This window comes from Amycolatopsis sp. NPDC059657 (assembly GCF_042734395.1).
Taxonomy (GTDB): Bacteria; Actinomycetota; Actinomycetes; order Mycobacteriales; family Pseudonocardiaceae; genus Amycolatopsis.
Genome location: NZ_JBHWEB010000051.1, coordinates 1 through 21911 on the forward strand (window position 1 = coordinate 1; position 21911 = coordinate 21911).

The following is a 21911-nucleotide window of genomic DNA, read 5'->3' on the forward strand; positions in this document are numbered from 1 at the left end:
TCTGCTTTCATTCAGGGGGGTTGGTTTTTGTCCGGGACTTAATACCCGCCCCCAACCCCCCAACGACCCCGTTTGCGCGAAGGCGGCGACGTCGGCCAAGAGGGACCGGACGTTGGCGGTCAAGCGCTTCAGGCCGAGCTTGTCGAGTACCGCGCGGAAGAGGGCTTCCTCGTCGGTCCAGCCCAGGCTTTCGGCTATTTCGGACATGACCGCGGCAAGTTCGCGCGGGGGCATGTCGTGCAGGTCACGGGGTCCCAGCTCCCGGAGCCGCACCGGCGGCTGATCCGGGAGACGGTAGGTGATCGGGCGGACCCCGGATTGCCGAAGCGGGTCGTCCGCGACCAGCACACCACGCCGGACGGCCAGGCTCACCGCGGAGTTGAGCGAACGCGCCAGCTCCGAGCCGACCCTGCGGCCGCCCGAGCTCTGGATGTAGACGCGATGGATTCGCTCGCCGAGCATCGGGCCCTCCACCGCGACGATCTCCGCGATGCCCTCGATCAGCTCGTTCCGCGACACCTCCGCCACGGGTGGCTGGACGCCGGAATACTCCACATACGTTTCCGGCGAGGCGTCGTCGAGGAGCACCCCCTCCTCCGCGGGCCACTCGGGCTCGGCGGTTTCGGCCACCGGTGTCCAGCCCGCAGGCCTGATCTCCTCATCGCTCAAGATCTCCCACAGTCCGGCGAGCGCGGCCGCCGGATCGACGTCGAACGCGGAACCCGGGATGCGGACGAACCGCCAGCCGCAGCGTTCGAGATCACGCTGCCGCGCCAGATCGTGGTCGTAGGCCTCAGGGCCGTGCCACCGGTCGCCGTCGCACTCGACGGCCAGCCGCCCATGCCCGCCGACGATCACCAGGTCGATGCGGTACCCCTGCGCCTCGTACTGCGGAATCACCGTGTAACCGCGGTCCACGATCCGGTTGAACACCCGCTGCTCGAACAGCGAGTCGAACGGCTCGACCGGCCGGTCCTCCGGCACCACCTCGCACACCACGTCCGCGCGCGCTAGGCGTGGGGGCACGCCGTAGCTGTAGTCGAGCAGCTGGAACCGCATGCACTCCCGGTTCGGCAGCTCGTCCGCCCGCACCGAGTGGAACACCCAGACCTGGTCCTTCGCCCGTGAGACGGCGACGTTGAAGCGCTGGACGTACTGCTCCTGCGTCAGCGCCACCATGCGCTTGTCCGGCATCGGGGCGGCCACCATCGACAGGAACATCACGTCCCGCTCGGAGCCCTGGAAGTCCGCGGCGTCCCCGCAGCGCAGGTCGCGGCTCGCCCATTCCTCACGCGGGATCCGCGCGAGCAGCAATGACTCGATGGCCTTCGCCTGAGCGGGACCGAGCAGCGAGATGACGCCGAACGTCTTGCCGTCGTAGGCCGGGTCGGCGACGCACTTCTCGATCTGCCCGGCGATCGCCTCCGCCTCGACCGGATTGCTCTTGTGCGTGACACCTCGCTCGTAGCCGTCCGCGAGGTACACCGCCTTGACCGGCTCGAGCCTGTCCACTCCGTACTGCCGGACCGGGATCAGCCGGATGCCGTCCGGCTCGTAGGCGATCCGGTTGGAGAACCCGATGATCTCGGGCACGCACCGGCGATGCTCGGTCAGCGTGATCAGCCCGCCGTAGCGCATCTTGGCCTCGTCGAAGAGGCTCCGCTTCGGGTCCTGCCAGGAATCGCGGTACCGGTCGTCGGCCAGGTACCGCCGCGCGAGGTCACGCAGCTCCTGCTGGTCGACACCGACCGCGGACGGCGAAACCTGCTTGTCGTCGCCGATCACGACGATCTTCTTCGCCAGGTACTGCAGGAAGACGGCCTCGGTGCCCGCCTGCGACGCCTCGTCGACCACCACCACGTCGAACATGTCAGGCCGCACGCGCAGCTGCTCTGCGATGCGGTAGATCGGCATGATCCACACCGGCACGGACGGGCGGCACCGGTCCATCGCCTTGCGGATCTCCGCGCGGCGCTGATGCCGGTAGGCGCCGGTGTTCTTGCCCGCCCGCTGCACCAGCTGCGCGTATTGGGTCAGGTCGGCGCGCGCGGTGCCGCTGAGCCGGTCCGGCGACGCGGCGTGGTCCCAGGCCCGGCAGGCCGCGACGGCCGAGACCTCCTTCCGGAGGTTTCGCTCGATGGCGCTGATCCGGGACTGCACCGCGTTGACGTCGATCGCGTCCAGCTCACTCACCCAGGCTCGGGTGGCCGCCCAGCGCCACGCTTCCGCGAACCCTGGCATCCTGGCCTGCCACACGCTTTCGTGCCGGGTGTCCTCGATCATGCGACGCAGCTCCGGCGCGACATCGCCGAGCCGCGAGCCGAGCTCGTCGCGGCGTGACGCCTGCTTCCGCACCCGCCACAGCCTGGCCAGTTTCTCTTGCGCGGTGGCGAAATCCTCGTGACGACGGCTCCGCACCGCGTCCAGCAGTTCCACGACGCACCGCGCGGCGTCCGCCCACTGTGCCGTCTCACCGAGCGAAGTCTCCAGGTCGGCGAGCGGCTTTCTGGCCGCCGCCAAGGCTTCCTGCGCCGACACGGCGTCCACGAGACCCGCGTACCAGCGGACGTCGGCGAGGTCGGCCCAGTTCGGCGGCGGGAGCTTCAGCGACTGGAGCCGCTGCTCCTCGATGGCCAGCCGGTCGGCGAGCGCGAGCACCCGGCGCAGCTGGGCGAGCTCGGTGACATGCCAGTGGAGCCGTTCCTGCACGGTGTCTTCCGGTGGGATGACGGTGTTCTCCGGCCACGCGCGGTCCAGCGCGGTCAGTGCCTTCGTCGCCTCGGCCCAGGCGGTGAACGTCTCCAGCCGCGCGATCGATGTCGGCGCGACGCCGTCGATCCTGACCGCGTCGAACAACGGCTGCGCCTGTTTGACGGTCTTGTGCGCGAAAGCGCCGATCTTCGGCGCACCGTCGGCCATGGTCTTGATCGTCCCGCCGCCGTCGAGGAACCTGCGCACTTCAGTGGCGAGTGCGAGGTGCCCGCCGATATCGCCTTCCAGCACCGAAACCTCGACGAGCGGGCCGACACGCGCCGCCGAAGTGGCACAAGTGGACACCAGGTCCGCGATGGTCGCGGCCCGTGCCCGCCACGGTTCCGCGCGTCCACATCGGACATCACGCAGCGCGTCGGCCAGCCACTGCTCGCGGCGTCCGGCGAGCTGTTCCGTCTCGGCGGCGAGTTCGCGCAGCCGTTGCCGGACTTCGGCACGCTGACCGGGTTCCAGCCTCGACACCGCGGCGAACGCCGGATGCCTGACCACGCGTGCGAACCGCTGTGCCTGCTCCGTCGCGGCACGTTCGTCCGTGACCAGGCGCGCGAACCGGGCCGGGTCGGGCAGCCGGTCAACCTCGATCAGCCGGCAGCGGGCCTGCGCTTCGTCGGCCCCGAGACCGCCGTCGAGCAGGAAGCCGAGCCACTCCGTCGCTTCGCCGCTGGTCAGCGGCGGTTCGCCGGCGGCATGCCCGAGCCAGCCGTACTGGTCCTGTTCGGAGGTGAGCCGCTGGGCGATCGCCGACAGCGTGCCGCGGTAACCCTGGTGTTCGCGGTCTCTGACCTCGCGTTCCCGTGCTTCGAGCAGCCTGCTGTGCAGCTCGGCGCGGTCACGGGTCAGCCGGTCGACCGTGGCGAGGTGGTCCCGGATGACCCGGGCGTTCGCCTCGGCGTCATGGTCGCTCGCGGCCGCCGCGATCTCCTGGACGGCGAGCTTGAGGTCGGCCATGTCCTCACGGGAGGTGCCGACGACGGCCACGGCGAGCGGCTTGATCTCGTCGGGCAGCTTGTCCCTGACCTCGCGGAGCGCGCGATCGGTCTGCGCGGTGACCAGCACCCGCTTGCCCTGGGCGAGCAGATGGGAGATCAACGCGGCGGCGGTGTGCGTCTTCCCGGTGCCGGGCGGCCCTTGAACCAGCGTCTGGGCGAGCACGTCGACGCGCCTGATGACCGATAGCTGCTTGTCGTTGACCGGCATCGGCAGGAACGGCTCGCCGTCGACGTTCAGTATCGCGCCCTCGCCCGCCGCCTCCGGCGCGGTCGGGACATGATCGGGATCGAGCAGCGGGATCAGCCCGTCCGGCACCTCGCCGGTCCGGTCGAGCTGGGTGAGCATGGTGTCGAAGATTTCGATCAGGCCCTGGTAGGTGCGCCTGCGCAGGATGATCGCGGGCGCGAACGCGGCGACCGCGTGCCTGCCAGGCGGTGCGTGCAGGTCCTCGTCGCGGTACTCGCCGTCGGCATCGAGGCTGTGTACAAGCCTGCGGACGAAGTCGCCGGTGGCAGCACGGTCCAGCGCTGGTCCCTCATAGGCTTTGACATCCGCCTGGATCTCGTTGACCTTGTCAGGGGCGGTGATCAGCCCGGGGTCGACCATGTCCAGTTCGAGCCGCACGGGCTCGCTCGACTCGACGGCACGGACCTCCAGCACCCCGGTCCTGTCGTCGAAGTGCACCGCGACGGCGCTGGTCAGCAGATGCCGTTTGATCGGCTGCCAGCTCAGGCAGCCGGTGCCCACGATGAGTTCGAAGTCCTCCGGGCTCTCCGTCGAGGTGATGTAGATCTGGTGGAGCCTCGCATAGAGGTCACGCGCCGGGCGGTCGGTCCGCGCCTGGTCGGCCCACGACTCCCAGCGTGCGAACCAGCTGCTGAAACGAGCCCGCATCCGAGGGAAGTCGCTCAGTTCCAGTGTCTTCGGAGTGTCCTCATCGGACGGTTCGACAATGCGCTCGCGCAGCGACGGCTCCTCGTCCGGCTGGTCGAGCGGCTCGGTCAGCCAGCGGCCCAGCTCGTCGCCGGGGTCCGGCGGATCGGCCACCACCACGCGCTCGACGGCCAGCAGCGGACCCTCGCCGCCCGCCTCGACCACGGTGATCGCCGGGTGCTCGGGCAGGTCGGAGAGCCAGATCACCTCGCCTTCGCGCTGATAGGCGTCCACCGAGCGCACCGGGCTGGACTTCAGCCGCTGCGCACCCCGCAGGAACTCGAACAACCGACGCGCCCGGTCCGCCAACGACGTATCCATCCCACCACCCAAGCTGCTGAAACCCGATCACTGTCCGTTCAGTGGTTCTCGCGCTGAGCCCGCTCGATCACCTCCTCGACGCGCAGCGGGCTGGCCGGGTGATGCGTCAGGCACAGCGGCGTCGTGACTTGCCGGAACCCGAACGCCTCGCTCGCCACATAGAACTGAGCACGCTCCAGCCGCGAGATATCGGCGACCGGACTGCCCTTCGCCCTGGCAAGGTCGTTGGCGGCCGCGATCTGTGCCGGGCTGTTAAGCCTTCCGAAGAACTGCGTCATGGCATTGCCGACGACCTGGTTGTGCAAGCCCTTCGGCGCTTGAGTGGCGAACAGCAGCCCGAGCCCGTACTTACGCGCTTGAGAAGCCAGCACGATCGTGCTGCGCGTACTAGCCGTGAGCGTCCCCGAAGCGGCGAGCATCTGTGCCTCGTCCATCACGAAGAGCGCGCCCAGCGGCTTGTCACCGGCCGGATTTCGCTTGATCCAAGCGAAAAGCTCCATCTGCAGCTGGTTGACGAAGTTCTGCCGCTGCTCCTCGGCGGGCAGCCCGATGAAGCTGATCACGGATACCCTGGCCCGCTTGCCCGCACGCGGACTGAGCAGAGTCCCGGGGTCGACGGGTTCTCCCCCGCCTGCCAGCAGCGGGTCGTTGACCATCGCGGCCTTGAGCGCCTCGGCCAGATCCCCGGCGACACGCCCGCTGTTGTTGAGCGTGCTCACGCCCTCCGGCAGATCCGAGAGCACCTCGATCAGCCCAGGCAGGCTCCGCGACCCGGTCCGCGCATGGTGGACGACCGCCTGCCGCAGCACCGCCAGCCCGATGTTGGTCTTGACCGTGGTCCCGGTCAGCCGCACCTGCGGAGCCAGCGTCGCCACCGCCACTTCGACAGCGGCGGCGAATTCATCCTCGTCGTCGAGGACGCCCGCGAAGTCCGGCAGCGGCTGGAAGGCCAGCGGCCTGCCGGAAGCACGCCCCGGCGTCCACACGACCACGTCCGTCTCCGCGAGGTACCGCTTGGCCAGCGTCGCGTCGTCGGGTCCCCAGGCCCCGGGTTCCTCCGGCCAGGCATCGCCGAGCCGCGCGAGGTCGTTGTTCGGGTCGAGCACGATCGTGGACACGCCCAGCAACGCGCACTCTTCGATGATCCGCCTGAGCAGGACCGTCTTCCCTGATCCCGAACCCGCGAACACCGCGGCGTGCTTACGCAGCGCGGCCAGTTCGACCCGCACCGGTTCCCCGCCCTTGACCGATGTGCCGAGCGTGATCTCGCCGTCGACGGAAGGCTCCAGCCGCGTCACCTCCTCGGTGACCGCGGCTACCTCTTCGGTAGCAGCACGCGGTGGGAGTTCGTCGGGCAGGACGGCCGACAGCAACGCCGACCGACCGGCATGGCGCCGCTCCACCAACCACTCGTGCAACCCTGCAGGCGCCTCGGCGAACATCTTGTCCAGAGCCCAGAACGTGCGAACATCCGACTCCGACAGCTTGAGACGCTGCCCGCCCGCAGCTTCGAAGGCCTTGAGTTCCGCCTGCGTCTTGTCGCCCTTCGACCACGGCGAATTGCGCAGCAAGATCAGGTGCCGGTTGTCAGCTCCCTGCCGCATTCCGGCGGCCGACCGAGCCTTGCGAAGCCGGTGCAGCACCGCGATCGGATGCGGCGGTGAGATCGCACGGAACGCCCAGTGCTCTTCGAGGTCCGACGCCTCGTCGATGGTGTGGGTGAGCCACGCGTGCAGTTCGTTCCGCTCGTTGCGAGTGGCCCAGGCCCACTCGAGATTGTCATCCCCGACCTCGGTGATCCAGCCACGCAACGCGGCAGACAGCAGACCAGGCATCACCTTGTCCTCGGTGCGCTGGTCGAGCAATGCCGCGACGTCCGCCGTCGACCGCAGCTCTTTGAACCGCACGTCCAACTCCGCGAAACGGTCCGGCCTCAGCTCCGGCCGTGGCGCGACGGGCCGGGGCGCCGCCTGATCGTCGAATGTGGTCAGCTCGCGGATCTGCCCGGTGCGGACGCACAGGTCGATATGCGCGCTGACGCGCTTCAGCAGCTCTCGCGGTGTCCACTCGTCCCAGTCCCCCTCGAACGCCTCCGGCGCCACGGGCCAAGTCGGGTGCGGCGGTACGAAGCCCATCTCCTTGTACGCGGCGCCAAGGCGCTTCGCGATCAGCTCGCGGCCGAGTCCGGCGTCCGTGACGCGGCCCAGCGTCAGGTGCTCGCGGAAGCGGTCGGGCACCGTGTCGGCCGCCTTCGACTTGATCTGGGTCCAGGTGTTGGGCAGGCAGGCGAGCACCGTCACCGTCCGGCGGGTCACCTCGCGCAACCGCATCAGGCCGTCCGCGATCTGCCCGACCAGCCGGTCGCTGTCGGAGATCGCCCCGGCTTCCTTCGTGCTCAAATCGGAACGGGCGATCAAGGTGTCAAGCTGGTCGACGGCGATGACCACCGGCCCGGTCAACGCCAGCAGCTTGCTGATGTCCCGCACCGTCGTCAGCGCGGGCTTGGGCTGCGGCCGGATCCCCCACTTCTGCCGGTCCCCCGACTTCGACTCCTCGAAACCGCCGAGGTAGTCATCTCCGATGTAGCTGGTCGTGGTGTCTTCGCTGCCGTAGAGCACCATCGCCCGCGCGGTGTCGGCGCACTCGACGGCGACCTGCCGATCGATCCCGCGCAGTCCATTGAGGAACTTGTCGAGGTCCTCTTTGGTCAGTCTTCGTCCATTCAGGATTCGGTCGGTGGCCCGCGCGTCGATCCCGGCTCGCAAGCAGATCCGGCGCAGGAAGCTCGTCAGCTGCGGCACCCCTGATTCGTCCACACGGGACAGACCACCGCGCATCGCCTCGGCGGTGTTCTCCCAGAACGCGTCACCGGCGGTGAGGTCGTCGAGGAAGAAGTACCCACGCGACCGATACGCCTGCCGCCGGACGAGACCGAGCAAGTGCGTCTTGCCGACCCCTTTCTTCCCTTGTAGTACAAGGCCGATCGGGCTCGGACCGTCACTCGCTGCGGCGTCCCTGATCCCCTTGTCGACTTCGGCGGCAACGTCGGCGTGCAAGCCGCCGACGTGATATGGCGAGTCACGCCAGACGTGGTCGGGAGTGTCGGCCCAGTCGAAACGCAGGTTCGACAGCGCGGTCGCCGGGTCCATCATGACGCCTCGATGGAGAGCAAGTGGTTGTCCTCACCGCCGATGCGGATCGCCGCCTGGTGGTCGGCCGCGGTAAGCGTCTTCCGGTTCGATTCCGGCACCAGATGCGCTTGCTTCGCCTTACTCAGCTCCTTGAGCACGGCATCGACGGCTTCGGCTGGCACGTTGCCGAGCTGCGAACGCAGTTCCGCCAAGCCGACCCAGTCACGGGGAGCACTGGCGAGCTTGCCATAGGCGGCCCGGATGCGGCTTTCGAGATCCTCGGCCGCCACCTGCTGATCAGGCGCGAAAATGTGGGCCAACCGCAGATTCTCCCGCCGCAGATAGCCTTCGAGCCCGCCGAGCAGGACATACATGGCACTCGCGAGCGTGCTGCGCACCGACGACGGCGCCGGTTCACCAGCCCGCATTTCGTCCTCGCACCAAGCCCAGCCACGCTCGGTCAGCTCGTGTGCGAAGAGGCGTCCGCGCTTCCAGCTGGCGACCAGGTTGAGGTCGTTCAGCTGCCTGCGCTCCTTACCGTCGAGCCGGAAGCCCACAATGGACTCCAGCTCCGGGTTCTCCACCTCGCGCGCGAGCACCATCAGCGTGAACATCGCCGCGGTCTGCTTCTGTCCCAATCGATCCGTCATCCGAGATCCTCTCCCGCCCGGGCCTGATCCCCGAGATTTCCTGTGAACTGGTGCCGGCTGCCGAGGTACCGCTCAACCCACTCGATCGCCTCCTGGGTGCCCGCGGGCACGCCGACGTGCTGGTTGCTCCCGTTTTCGCTGACCCGTTGCCGGATCGCCAACGCAAGATCGGCCCCGAGTTCCTGCGCTCGCAAGTCATCTCCGGCCCCGACAGCGGCGGTCAACGCCGTGACGAGCTCGTCCACGAGTTCCCACAACAGCGGACGCAGCCGGGCACCCGAGACCTGCCGCATGAGGGTGACGAGATCGACGTCGCCCGTGTCGACAAGTCCTGCGACACCGGTGAGCTGTTCCACCAGGCCCCTCGCCACTTCGGCAGGTCCACGCGAGGGTCCAAGCCGGAGGTAGCGCAGATTGCCCACATACCCCGGCAGCCGGTTGGGTTCGGTTTCCGCTGTGAGCACTGGGATGAGCCTGCGATCCTGGCCGAGTGTCCGGTGGAGGAACAGCTCGACCTCCGCCTGCTGCCACCGGCTCACTTCCTGGTCGACGATGAGGCAGAGGTGCCTCGCCCCGTCGTCGCTCCTGCCGAGCAGAGATCGGTCGCCCGACAAGGAAAGCTCGGCGTGGATCCCCTCCGCTTCCAGATAGCGCACCAGTTCGTTCGCGACCGGCAACGTGGGCCGTGGCGTGCTCACCCGGACCTCGCGGCTGAAGGTGCGGTTCTCGGTGCGGACTGCGGCGACATAGGCGTCACGGTTCTGGGCCAGCAGCTCCGTGCGGTCGAAGTGGTGCGCGATGACCGCGGCGACCGTTTCGAGTGCGTAGCTGATCTGGTCGGCCGTGGGGTTCGGCTCCGAGCGGACCGGGAGTTCCTCGCCAAAGGTCCAGTAGGAGACATAGGGCAACGTCAGGTGCCGGGACATCAGCTCCGGCGGGACATCGCGGTCGAGCCAGTTGCTGAACAAGCCCTTGGTCTTGTCGAGACAGATGCGGCGCCACTCCTCGGCGCGGGCATACTCGTCACGGGCGTCGAATCTGGACAGCACCGGCAAGATGGCCAGCCGGGGGCGGTCGTAGGGCATCCGGTCGCGGGCCACGTCCGCGCGCTCGGCGATGTCGACGGCGCCTTCCATGCTCTGCACATTGGCCGTGAACAGCACGACGAGCCGGTCAGGGAGATGGGCGGTGCAGATGCCGCCGATATCGGAGATGCCGGTCCGGCTGTCGAGCAGGATGAAGTCGTACTCGGCCGTCCACCGTTCGCGGCATTGTTCCAGGTAGTCGCCGAATCCTTGCTCGTACAGGCTTTCCCAGTCGATGGCCTGCACCCGGCCGGTGTAGGCGAAGTCATCGCGGCCCGCCGCGATCAGGTCGAGCTTGCCCATCCCGGTGAGCCGGGTCGTGTGGCGCGCGGGCCGGAGCCGGTCGGCGAGGAAGTCGTCGACGAGATCCAGCACGCCGCCGGTGGCGTCGGCGCTCATCATCGGCCGGAAGTAGTCGTGCAGGCCGGGTGCTTCCAGATCCCAGTCGACGCACAGCACCCGGTGACCCCAGCGCGCCAGCAGTACCGCGATGTTGGCCAGCGTGAAACTGCGGCCCACCCCACCCTTGTACGAGTAGAACGTGATGACGGTTCCCGGCATGGGTCAGAACCTCGGCAGCTTCGAGCCAGGGGGCTGATCGGGCATCGGTGTGCGCACCGGCCAGTCCGGCTGCCATTCCGGCACGCGCTGGATGATCTCCACCAGTTCCTCCACCATGTGCTGCACCTCTCGGTGGAAGTCGTGGTATTCGAGGCTCTGCTGATACTGGGGATAGGGCTGGTTCCACTTCTTCAGCGACCGCATGCGCCGTTCGCGCGCATACCCGGGGAAGTTGATCGAATCGCTGAAGATCACCGGATAGATGAGTTGCTCGTGGTCGGCGACCTTTTCCCGCTCGGCCATGGAATGCCATTCGGCGAGGCACCACTGATCAAGGAAATACTTCGGCGAGCAGACGGGGACCAGCACCCGCGCCCGCTGCAGCGCGTCACACACCTGCTGCGGCCATTTCCCGCCGACCCCGATGTTGTCGTCATAGAAGATCTTCGCCTGGTGCTCGACGTTGTCCTGCAGTAAATCCACGAGAAGCGGATAGAAGTGCGTGCGCACCCAGGCGGGCGCGTGCCCGCCGCCCGCACGCGGGTAGCTGATGAACACGTCGTACTCGTACACCCGCGTCATCGCTCCCTCGTCCCCCGGCCGCCGACAGCCCCCGATGTTAGGGCTACGGGGCGTAATCGAAACAGGTCCAAAAAATCGACAACTTCTGGACATTTACCGGCCAGCGCATACGCCGGGGCGGTCGACGGCGACTCTGACCGGGAAGGATGTCCGCGCGTGAAGATCACGATAAACGCGGGCGGGACAAAATCACGGGAAAAGACAGAAAGGTGACAAGCAGCCGACAAGTCCGGTTCCCGGCGGGGCGGCCGGGCCAGAATGCCTGTCACCGAGTTCCAGCGAGCAGGAAAAGGAGCGCCGATGTCCGGCCGCGACGCGCCAAGGGTTTTCGTGACGTACTCACATGATTCACCTGAACACGTGGAGAAAGTGCGGTTGTTCGCCCACTTCCTGCGCACTGCGATCGGCCTCGACGTGCGGCTGGACCAGTGGGATGACGACCGGCGGCGCGATTGGTCATTGTGGGCGATCGACCATCTGACCGAAGCGGACTATGTGCTGGTGATCGCCTCGCCCGAGTACAAGCGGCGTGCCGACGGCCTGGCTCCGCCCGACAAGGGACGCGGTGCGCAGTTCGAGGCCGCGATGATCCGGAACAACCTGACCAGGAACCTGGCCGAGGAGACCGAACGGTTCCTGCCGGTCGTGTTCCCCGGACGGTCGCTGGACGACATCCCGAGCTTCCTGAACCCGTACTCCACCACAAGGTTTCGCGTCAACGAGTTCACCAGGGAGGGCGTGGCGGGCCTGCTGGCCGCGATCACCGGGCGCCCGCAGTTCCCCATGCCGGAGCGTGGTAGGTGGCAGAACGAGGACCGGCCATCGGAAGTGTTGCTGGCCAACGGCTTGCCATGGGTTTCCGGCGGCGCTCATGTCCGGGTGGGTGCCGCGTCGATCAACGGGGTGCGCTACGAAGACAGCATCGTGTTCCGCCCGAAGAAGCCCGGCACGGATCCGCTGGGGTTCGTCGAGATCGAACTCGGTGTCGCGTATCGGCGGCTGACGGCGGTCGCCGGGGTACTCGACGATGCCGCCGAGCCGTTCCAGGTCGGACACTTCCGGATCTGTCTCGACAGTGTCCCCCGGCCGGAAATCACCGTCGCGCTGGGGAAACCGGCGCAAATCGATCTGGACGTCACCGGAGCACTGAAGCTGCGGCTCGAGATGTACCGGCCGAGCCCCTTCGGCGAGCGCGGTCCCACGGCGACCAGGCTGCCGGAACTGGCCTGGGGTGATCCGACGCTGCGCTAGAACTCGTCACGCTCGATCATCGTGCGCAGCTTCCGCAGCGCGCGATGTTGCGCGATGCGCACGTTGCCGGGGGTGGTGCCGAGCGCGGCCGCGGTTTCGGTGACGGTCAGGCCCGCCATCACGCGGGAGGTGAGAATCTCCTGCTGCATACGGGGCAGCGTGGCCATGAGCCTGCCGAGCCGGACACCGAGATCCGCTTGCAGCGCTTCGGTTTCCGGCTCGTTGGTGGTGAGCACGGTCTCCGGCAGGTCGGGCATCGGCTCCGACTTGTCACGCGACACCGCGCGGTAGGCGTCGACGACTTTGTTGGCCGCGATGGCGCGGGCGAGGTAGTAGAACGAGCCGCCGCGGTCTTCGTAGCCTGGCAGCATCTTGCACAGGGCGAGACAGGCCTCCTGGGCGACATCGTCCGCTGAAAGATAGGAGAAGTCGCGACGGCCCATGCGGCCGCGGCAGTAGCGCACCAGCGCGGGCTCGACGGCCTTCAGCAACGTCTGCAGTGCGCCGGGGTCGCCTGTCTTGGCCGCCAGCACGAGTGGGCCGAGTTCTTGCACTGGCGGTCGTCCGTCCGATCCGGACGGTGCGTTTTCGTCGGCGATTCCCATGTTCTGCTCCCGGGGTGATTCGGTTCGGATGCCCGATGGTCGGCCGGAGCACCCGGTAATGCCACGGTGCACGGGTTACTGTCCACGTTTTGTCCGGCACTTCCGTCATTGATCGCCAAAATCGGGACAGTTCCGGAAATCCCCGTACCACCGCATTCGCGAGCGCCGATCCTGTTACGGACAAGGACGAACCCCGATCGGAAGAGAGCGAACCCGATGACCGGACCAGCGCGCATCGTCGGCCGTCACCGCGAACTCTTGGCGATACACCAGGCATTGACCACCGCACCCGCGACACTGGTACTGCAAGGTCCGCCGGGAATCGGCAAAACGGTGCTGGCGGAGCAGTACGCTTTTCGTTTCCGCCACGCGTTCGCCGGCGTCATCCGGCTCGGCCCGTTCGGCCACCATCCCCCGGAGGAGTTCCTTTCCCAGTTCCATCTTTCACTCGCGAGAGCGATGACCGCCCGGCTGGGCTACGACGTCGCAGGCATCACGCTCACCAGGCTGCTCGGGCTGTGCGCCAAGGGTCTGCTGATGCTCGTCGACGACGTCCCCGCCGATCTTCCGCCCTCCGTGCTGAACCGGCTTTTCCCACCAGGAGGCCGAATCGCCACGCTCATCACCACCAGGGCGGGCCACGCGGAATGGGGAACCGCCACACTCGACCTGCCGGGATTGTCCGAGGACGAAGGCGGGAGCCTCCTGGGCGAGGCCGACGACCCCGCGGTACGACGCCTCGTGCGGCGCTGCGGCGGCCATCCGTTCACACTGCGGGCGATCGGCGCACTCGACGATGCCGTGCTGGACGACCAGCCGGACACCGCCACGGAAGCGATCCGCCCTCTGCTCGGCGGGCTCAGTCCGCTTGCGCGACAACTTCTCCGGCTGAGTACCGTGCTCGCGCCGGTGCCGTTCCCTGTGGAGCTTGCCGTCAAAGCGCTCGCCACGACTGAGCTGGCCCAAGCCGTTCACGAACTCACCGCGCTCGACCTTGTGTCGCAAGTGGACGGTGGGGTGCTGGTGCAGGCCTTGGTACGCACGGTGGCGGGCGCGCTCTTCGAACCCGGTGAGCTCCGCGAGCGCGCGGCCGAGGCCGTGCTCAGCATGCCGCCGGACCATGACTTTCTGCTCCAGCACGCCCGCGCCGTCGCCGAACACGCTCCGGACCACCGGGCCCGGCTCCTACGCCCGGTCGCGGCCGCCTACGAGCGGCTCGGTGACTGGTACGCCGCCGGTGAGACCCACGCGCTGATCCTGTCCACCGGCGACGCGGTCGCCGCGGATCTCACGGCCGCGGCACGCGCCGAGATCGGGTGCGGGCTCTACGCGGAGGCGGTCGGCCACGCCCGCGCGGCGTTGGAGCTGGCCGGTGAGCAGGACAGGAACCCGGCCGCGCTGATCGCGGCGCAGGCCCTCGACTGCCAAGGCGACTACGCCGCCGCCGACCGGATCTTCTGGCACGAGCACGGCGACCGGCTCCCACCGGATGAGCCGGACCGGCTGAGATTCGTGGTCGCCCTCGCCCATGCCCGACGCCTGCGGGGCAGGCCGGCGGAAGCCGCGGCCCTGTTTGAAGGTGCCCTGCCGGTACCGCCTGCCGACGACGACCTGACCCTGTCCGCCAAGCTCGAACACGCGATCAGCCTGCTCGATGCCGGCCGGCCGGAACGAGCGAGAAAGGTAGCGGCCGAGGTAATCGAGGCCTACCAGGCGCAAGGCCGCGACCAGCATTCCCAGTGCGTCGAAGCCGAACTGGTGCTGGCCGAAGTGACGTTCACCCTCGACTCGCGAACGGTTCAAGATCTGCGCGCGCTGGAAGCCTCCTACGAACAGCACCATGGCCTCGACGCCCCGCTGACGCTCACCGCCAGGGTCATGGCCGACCGCGCGCTGCTGACAGACGGCGATCCCGGCCACGCCCTGCGTGTGCTGACCGTGACCGAACAGGCAGTGCTTCGCGTACTCGGCTACGGGCACCGCCTGCATCACCGGGTCGTGCACGGAATGGCGGCCGCACACGGACAGCTGCGCGAATTCGGCCAGCAGGCTGATCTGCTCGAGACGATCCTCGAACCTCGGATCAGCATGCTGGGGCGCGACCATCCCGAGACGGCGGCGACGCGGCGCGAACTCGCCGCGGCGCTCTCGCTGAGCGGGCGGCCAGGTCAGCTCACGCCGGCGGGCTCCCAGCGCACCCCGTAGGCGAAGCCGGGCGCGAGTCCCCGGAACTGGACGTGCACCTCGCCGGAGCCGTCCGGGGTCAGCGCCTCGCCACCGGCCGCCGGATCGCGGGCGTCGTCCTGGAACACATTCTCCAATTTGACGATCGTGCCCGGCAGGGATGGAGGGAACTTGACATGCAAGTCGAATAAATCGACCCGGTGCCGGGGGACGCAGACGTAGTGCGGATGCCGGAAGACGGCCCGGAAGCGCAAGGCGATGTCATGACGCGCGTCACGGCGAAGCGGTTTCGGCAGGTGCAGCATCAGGCCGAACCGCTCGCTCGATTCCATCACCGTTTCCGCGAGCGTGCCACCATAGAAAACATCCACCTGGAGATCATTTTCCCCGACCGTTTCGCGTCGTTTCCGCGCGTTGGTGAGGGTCAGCGCAAGATCCAATTCCGCGATGTCATCGGCGTCGGCGACGACCCGGCGGAACTCGAACGCCTCCGGCACCCGTTGATCCAGAGCGAGCGCCACGCGTAGCTCCTCGGTGTGCCAGCTGCGGCTCGGATACGCGGGCTCCAGCAGCCCCGCCTGGACGGAAACGGCGAGCTCCGCGATGCGTTCGATGCCTTCGTCGATACGACGGCGCGCCGTCCGTTCATCGCGATCCAACGCCCTCGCGACCCAGCTGACCCTGGCTTGCAGGAACGGATGTTTGGCCTGGTCATGCAGGCCGAACGCGGCGAGCGCCGCCGTGCGCAAATCCTCCGGCAGCGACGCGGACAAGGTGACCAGTGACTCGCTGAGCTTGCGCCTGATCTCGGCGACATCGTCGGCGTCGGCGATGCCGAACGCCGCGCGCATCGCGGGGCCGACACGTGGCCCCAGTGCGACGACGGAAATCCCCCTGCCCTTGCGCAGCAGTTTCAATTCGCCGACCAGGTCTGTCGCGCTCACGTTCACCAGTCCTCCCAAGCGGGTTAAACGCACGATCGCCAATACTCGTCACTCCGGTCGCCGGTTGTCCACTCGATCACGGCGGATGGCCGGGATCGTTATTTTGCCTCTTTCTTTCCTGCCGCTGTTGGAAACGGGAAACTCCTTGTCGCCCCGCTTCCGCCGAACGCATTCTTGGTGGGCCGCACCGAATCCGCGGCGAAAACCACCGGAATCCACGGACTTCCCGTGTTCTCGAGTGCTGCCCTGAAGCTGCCATCGGAGGCGACGGAATGAAGGTCATGTGTTCGTTTTCCCTGCTGCTGAGGCTTGCTTTCTGGCTGTCGCTGTTCGCACTGACGACCGGCGTGGTGCTCGGCACCACCCACGACACCGCACCCGCGAAACCGGCCGATCCCGTGGCTCCCGTTCACCGAAAGGAGGTGCGCTGATCATGCAGACCCACTACATCGGCCTGATCCTGGCCCTGCTGACCCTCGTCCTCGGCTGAGGCGGGCGGTGCCACACGAACGCGCGCGGCAGCCGGCCGGGTCCGCGGGCCCGGCCGGTCCGCGCAGCCGTCGAAGGCACTGCCGGGCCGTCGCCGCCGCGGCCATACTGGTCGTCCGACGAGGGTGGGTGCTGATGAGCGAACGAGCGACCTTCGGCGCCGAACTGCGGCGCCTGCGCCGGGCGGCGGGTATTTCGCTGACCGAGCTCGCCGCACGCACGCACTACAGCAAGGGGTATCTCAGCAAGGTCGAGACCGGCCTCGCCTTGCCGAACGCGGCGTTCGCCGAGTCGTGCGAAGAGCAACTCCAGCTCACCGGGGTGCTGACCGCGCTGCTGCCCCGCGAACCCGCCAGACGACGTACCCGTCCCGACGCCCGGCCGTCAGGACTGCCGCCCACCACCGCTGTTTTCACCGGCCGCGCCGACGAATTCCAGGCTGTCCGTGCCGCGCTGGAGACCGACGGCGGCGTCTGCGTCATCTCCGGCATGGGCGGCATCGGGAAGACCGAGCTCGCCAAGCGCTGCGCGCACCGCCTCGAAGCCGGGTTCGCCGACGGTTGTGTGTTCCTCGACCTGCGTGGCTACAGTCCCGGCGAAGCGGCGGACTCGCCGGCTGTGCACGACCGGCTGCTGCGCAGGCTCGGCGTTCCCGCGGCACAGATCCCCGCTGATCCACACGATCGGGCGATGGTCTACCAATCCCGGCTTCGTGGCCGAAGCCTGTTGCTGGTGTTCGACAATGTCTCCAGCGCCGCCCAGGTGCGGCCGCTGCTGCCCGCCGAGCCGAAATGCCGGGTGCTGATCACCAGCCGGTCGAGGCTGAGTTCGCTGGACGACACCCGGCACATCACGCTCGACGTGCTGAGCCCGTCCGAGGCCGCCGATCTGTTCGTCTCGATCACCGGCACAGCGCCGGACGAGGTGGTCACCCGCGTGGTCGAACGGTGCGCCGGGCTGCCGCTCGCGATCCGGATCGCGGCGGCACGGCTGCGTGCCCATCCCACCTGGACGGTCCAGGATCTCGACCGCAGGTTCGCCGCCGAAGCCGAACGCCTCGGCGAACTCGACGACGGCGAGCACTCGCTGCTCGCCGCGTTCCGGTTGTCCTTGCGACAGCTCACCCCGGCGGAGGCGAGACTGTTCGGCCTGCTCGCGCTGCATCCCGGCGAGGATCTGCATCTCCATGCGGCGACCGCGCTCGGCGGCCTCCCACCACGGGAGACCGATCGGCTGCTCAACCGGCTCCACGATGCCTACCTGCTCACCCAGCCGGCCCCGGACCGCTACGGCTTCCACGATCTGCTGAAGTTGTTCGCCGCCGACGTCGTCACCGAGCGAGAGGGCGCTTTCCGGCGGCTGCTGGACTTCACGGTGCAGGTGGCCGCGCACGGCGATCACCTGCTCACGTCGCGCCGGTTCGTGCGCAAGCGGGTCTTCGGCGAGCATCCACCCGAGCCGATACCGCTGGCGGACGACGAAAGCGCGCTCTCCTGGTTCCGGGCCGAATGGCGTGGCCTGGTGTCACTGTGCCGGGTGTCGGGTGAGCGCGGCGAACACGAACGCTGCTGGCAGCTCGCCCACTTCCTGCGGGGCTTCTTCTTCATGGCCAAACTCTGGGATCCCTGGATCGCGACGCATCGGTGGGCCCGCTCGTCCGCCCAGGCGCTCGGCGACCGCTGGGTGTTCGCGACCACGACCGCGAACCTCGGCGTCGCGTTCGTCGACAGCGGCGACCTCGAAGCGGCCGTCGCCTGCTACGACGACGCGCTCGCGGTCTATCGCGAGCTGGACGACGAGCACGGCGAAAACATGACGCTCGCCCATCGCGCCTGGGCCGACCATTACCGCGGCAAGCACACCGACGCGCTTCGTGACTTCCAGCAAGCGCAAGCTTTCTACACACGGACGGGTAATCGTCGCAACGCCGCGATCACCGATCGCGGCATCGCGCTCGTGCTCATCCCGCTCGGACGGGCGGCCGAAGCCGCCGCGTTGGCCGCCGAGACGCTCACCGTTTTCGACGAGCTCGGGCTGGACCTCGACGCCGCGATGGCACTCAACTGCCTGGGCTGGGCCTGGTTTCACACCGGGCACCACGACCGCGCGACCGTGGCCTATCACGACGCCGCCGACCGCGCGCAGGCCTGCGGAAGCAGCTACGAGACGGCGCGCGCCTACACGGGCATCGGCAATATCGCGGCGGCGCGAGGCGAGCACGGCCTCGCGGCCGACTTCTGGGAACGCGCGGACGACGTCCACCCCGACCTGAACCCATTCATGATCGGCGAGGCCCGCATCCGGTGGTCGTGAGTGTTTTGGCCGGTTAGAACCGGCCGTACCACTCACGACCCCAGACCACCAGCGTGCACCACGGGCAAGCTCGCGTACGCCGGGGGCAGGCATGCGGGGGCGGGTCCTTACTCCTCTCGCACGCCGGCTTGCTCTTCCTGTATGCGAGATTGCGTTTCGTGTACGCGAGATTGCCGCTCCTGCACGGATCCTGGCCGTCCCGGTACGGCCGGGGGTGCCCGGCTCGCGAGTGGAAGAAATTCTGCATCTAACGCAGCAAAGCTTCCACTCGCTCGAGCCGGTGCGAAAGCTAGCTTTGCTAGGCGGAGGTCGTGAGCGTTGCGGCCGGTTAGAACCGGCCAAAACACTCACGACCACTTACCAGGCGTTGGCGAGGAGCTTGCGCGTCTCGGCCAGTAGCTGGGGCAGGACCTTCGTGTGGCCGATGATCGGCATGAAGTTGGCGTCGCCGCCCCAGCGCGGGACCACGTGCTGGTGCAGGTGCGCCGCGATGCCCGCGCCCGCGATGACGCCCTGGTTCATGCCGATGTTGAAGCCGTGCGCCGAGGAGACCTCGCGGACCACGGCCATCGCGCGCTGGGTGAACTCGGCCAGCTCGACCGTCTCCTCCGGCGTGAGGTCCGTGTAGTCCGCGACGTGGCGGTACGGGACCACCATCAGGTGACCGGGGTTGTACGGGTACAGGTTCAGCAGCGCGTAGACCCACTCGCCGCGGGCGAGTACCAGGGTGTCCTCGTCGGACTGGCCTGGCGCGTTGCAGAACGGGCAGCCCTGGTCGGGCTTCGCACCCTGCACGTAGGCGAGGCGATGCGGGGTCCACAGACGCTGCAACGCGTCCGGGACCCCGGCGCCGTCCTGCGGAACGGGCTCGGTCACTTAATGACCGCTTCCAGCGCCTCCACGTTCGGCGAAGTGTTCTCCCGGCGCGCGACCCAGCCCGCGATCGCCTCGACGGCGGTGTCGACAGGGACGCCGTTGATCTGGCCGCCGTCGCGGAAGCGGAACGAGACCGCGCCCGCCTCGACGTCCTTCGCGCCCGCCAGCAGCATGAAGGGGACCTTCTGCGTGGTGTGGGTGCGGATCTTCTTCTGCATGCGGTCGTCGCTGGCGTCGACGTTGACGCGGATGCCCTTGGCGCGCAACGCCTTCTCGACGCCGCGGAGGTGGTCGACCTGGTCCTCGGTGATCGGGATGCCGACGACCTGGACCGGCGAGAGCCAGGCGGGGAACGCGCCGGCGTAGTGCTCGGTCAGCACGCCGAAGAACCGCTCGATCGAGCCGAACAGCGCGCGGTGGATCATCACCGGGCGCTGGCGGCTGCCGTCGCCGGCGGTGTACTCGAGCTCGAAGCGCTCCGGCAGGTTGAAGTCCAGCTGGATGGTCGACATCTGCCAGGTGCGGCCGAGCGCGTCCTTGGCCTGCACGGAGATCTTCGGGCCGTAGAACGCGGCGCCACCGGGGTCGGGCACGAGCTCCAGCCCGGAGTCGAGCGCGGCCTGGCGCAGCACCTCGGTCGCGTTCTCCCATACCTCGTCCGAGCCGACGTACTTCTCGGGGTTCTTGGTCGACAGCTCGAGGTAGAAGTCGTCGAGACCGTAGTCGCGCAACAGGTTCAGCACGAAGTCCAAAAGGGACTTGAGCTCACCGGGCACCTGCTCCGGGGTGCAGAAGATGTGCGCGTCGTCCTGCGTCATGCCGCGCACACGGGTGAGGCCGTGCACGACGCCGGACTTCTCGTAGCGGTACACCGAGCCGAACTCGAACATCCGCAGCGGCAGCTCACGGTAGGAGCGCCCGCGCGAGCGGAAGATCAGGTCGTGGAACGGGCAGTTCATCGGCTTGAGGTAGTAGTCCTGGCCGGGCTTGCGGACCGTGCCGTCCTCGTTGTACTCGGCGTCGAGGTGCATCGCCGGGTACATGCCGTCGCGGTACCAGTCGAGGTGGCCCGAGACCTCGAACAGGTTGCCCTTGGTGATGTGCGGCGAGTTGACGAAGTCATACCCGGCTTCGACGTGACGCTGGCGCGAGTAGTTCTCCATCTCCTGCCGGATGATCCCGCCCTTGGGGTGGAACACGGCCAGCCCCGAGCCGATCTCGTCGGGGAAGGAGAACAGGTCCAGCTCGACACCGAGCTTGCGGTGGTCGCGGCGCTCGGCCTCGGCCAGCCGCTCCAGGTAGACGTCCTGTGCCTCGGTCGACTCCCACGCGGTGCCGTAGATGCGCTGCAGCTGCGGGTTCTTGTCGTTGCCACGCCAGTAGGCGGCGGCGACACGGGTCAGCTTGAACGCCGGGATGAACTTGGTGGTCGGGACGTGCGGGCCACGGCAGAGGTCACTCCACACGCGCTCCTTGGTGCGCGGGTCGAGGTTGTCGTAGATCGACAGCTCGCCGCCGCCGACCTCCATCACCTCCGAAGTGTCCACATCGGACTTGATGTCGACCAGCTCGAGCTTGAACGGCTCGTCGGCCAGTTCCTTCTTGGCCTCGTCGACCGAGTCGAAGACGCGGCGGGAGAACTGCTGCGCGCCCTTGACGATCTGCTTCATGCGCTTTTCCAGCGCCTGCAGGTCTTCCGGGGTGAACGGGGTGTCGACCGCGAAGTCGTAGTAGAAGCCGTCCTTGACGGGCGGCCCGATGCCCAGCTTCGCCTGCGGGAACTGCTGCTGCACGGCCTGCGCGAGCACGTGCGCCGCCGAGTGGCGGATGACGCTGCGGCCGTCCTCGGTGTTCGCGGCGACGGGCTCGACCTCGGCGTCGGCCTCCGGGGCCCAGGCCAGGTCGCGGAGGTTGCCCTCGGCGTCACGCACGACGACGATCGTGTCCGGCCCCTTGGTCGGCAATCCGGCTTCCCGGACCGCGGCGCCCGCCGTAGTGCCCGCCGGTACCACCACGCGCGAGGCGGTTACGGCTGCTACTGACGACGGCTGGGACACGATGGACTCCTCATGGTGGTCAAAACGTTGACCACCAGATGCTAGTCGCCGCGCCCCGGCCGCTTCACCCGGATTAGGTCGTGAGTGTTGCCCCCCGGTTTTAAACAAGGGGAACAACACCCATACACAAAGGCTGTTTGAGGCCCGGGTTTATTGGGGGCGCGGGG

The 21911-nt window shown here is 68.0% G+C and carries 13 protein-coding genes; 4 read left to right on the forward strand and 9 right to left on the reverse strand.

Translation table 11 applies throughout. From position 1 onward, the window contains the following. The 5 genes from ACFV15_RS25915 to ACFV15_RS25935 all read right to left on the reverse strand — a co-directional run. Positions 1–5016 (reverse strand): AAA domain-containing protein (locus ACFV15_RS25915; RefSeq protein WP_378353193.1); only part of this gene is annotated, 5016 nt, incomplete at its 3' end. A 38-nt stretch (positions 5017–5054) separates the two neighbouring features. Then, positions 5055–8168, reverse strand: a complete 3114-nt coding sequence (locus ACFV15_RS25920; RefSeq protein WP_378353194.1) for an ATP-binding protein — start codon at positions 8166–8168, stop codon at positions 5055–5057. After that, positions 8165–8797: a hypothetical protein gene (locus ACFV15_RS25925; protein WP_378353195.1), complete on the reverse strand. Its 633-nt coding sequence runs from the start codon at positions 8795–8797 to the stop codon at positions 8165–8167. Before ACFV15_RS25925 ends, ACFV15_RS25920 begins: the two co-directional genes overlap by 4 nt. Continuing rightward, positions 8794–10443, reverse strand: a complete 1650-nt coding sequence (locus ACFV15_RS25930; RefSeq protein ID WP_378353196.1) for a CATRA system-associated protein — start codon at positions 10441–10443, stop codon at positions 8794–8796. The genes ACFV15_RS25925 and ACFV15_RS25930 overlap by 4 nt, the downstream gene beginning before the upstream one ends. A 3-nt stretch (positions 10444–10446) precedes the next feature. Beyond that, complete coding sequence (locus ACFV15_RS25935) at positions 10447–11025, reverse strand: TIR domain-containing protein (protein ID WP_378353197.1); 579 nt, start codon at positions 11023–11025, stop codon at positions 10447–10449. 300 nt (positions 11026–11325) lie between these two features. Here ACFV15_RS25935 and ACFV15_RS25940 point away from each other — a divergent pair, with 300 nt between their 5' ends. Further along, positions 11326–12276 carry an SEFIR domain-containing protein gene (locus tag ACFV15_RS25940; protein ID WP_378353198.1) on the forward strand — a complete coding sequence of 317 codons (951 nt, stop codon included), beginning with the start codon at positions 11326–11328 and terminating at the stop codon, positions 12274–12276. Here the strand turns inward: ACFV15_RS25940 and ACFV15_RS25945 are convergent. After that, the gene (locus tag ACFV15_RS25945) at positions 12273–12881 is read right to left on the reverse strand and encodes a sigma-70 family RNA polymerase sigma factor (RefSeq protein WP_378353199.1); all 609 of its coding nucleotides are present in this window, start codon (positions 12879–12881) and stop codon (positions 12273–12275) included. The two genes, ACFV15_RS25940 and ACFV15_RS25945, sit on opposite strands and share 4 nt — an antisense overlap. Positions 12882–13097: 216 nt before the next feature. Between ACFV15_RS25945 and ACFV15_RS25950 the strand changes: the two genes are divergently transcribed. Beyond that, on the forward strand, positions 13098–15086 hold the full coding sequence (locus tag ACFV15_RS25950; protein ID WP_378353200.1) for a hypothetical protein: 1989 nt from the start codon (positions 13098–13100) through the stop codon (positions 15084–15086). Here the strand turns inward: ACFV15_RS25950 and ACFV15_RS25955 are convergent. Then, positions 15050–16009, reverse strand: a complete 960-nt coding sequence (locus ACFV15_RS25955) for a hypothetical protein (RefSeq protein WP_378353201.1) — start codon at positions 16007–16009, stop codon at positions 15050–15052. The two genes, ACFV15_RS25950 and ACFV15_RS25955, sit on opposite strands and share 37 nt — an antisense overlap. A 281-nt stretch (positions 16010–16290) precedes the next feature. Here ACFV15_RS25955 and ACFV15_RS25960 point away from each other — a divergent pair, with 281 nt between their 5' ends. Both ACFV15_RS25960 and ACFV15_RS25965 read left to right on the forward strand, forming a co-directional pair. Then, a complete protein-coding gene (locus ACFV15_RS25960) occupies positions 16291–16440 on the forward strand; it encodes a hypothetical protein (protein WP_378353202.1) in 150 nt (49 codons plus the stop codon). A 193-nt stretch (positions 16441–16633) separates the two neighbouring features. After that, entirely contained in the window at positions 16634–18811 is a 2178-nt protein-coding gene (locus tag ACFV15_RS25965; RefSeq protein WP_378353203.1) for an ATP-binding protein, read from the forward strand. A gap of 357 nt (positions 18812–19168) precedes the next feature. Here ACFV15_RS25965 and ACFV15_RS25970 read toward each other — a convergent pair whose 3' ends face one another. Both ACFV15_RS25970 and thrS read right to left on the reverse strand, forming a co-directional pair. After that, positions 19169–19687 carry an HIT family protein gene (locus tag ACFV15_RS25970; RefSeq protein ID WP_378353204.1) on the reverse strand — a complete coding sequence of 173 codons (519 nt, stop codon included), beginning with the start codon at positions 19685–19687 and terminating at the stop codon, positions 19169–19171. After that, on the reverse strand, positions 19684–21744 hold the full coding sequence (gene thrS, locus ACFV15_RS25975; RefSeq protein WP_378353205.1) for a threonine--tRNA ligase: 2061 nt from the start codon (positions 21742–21744) through the stop codon (positions 19684–19686). The genes ACFV15_RS25970 and thrS overlap by 4 nt, the downstream gene beginning before the upstream one ends. Between the last annotated feature and the right edge of the window lie 167 nt (positions 21745–21911).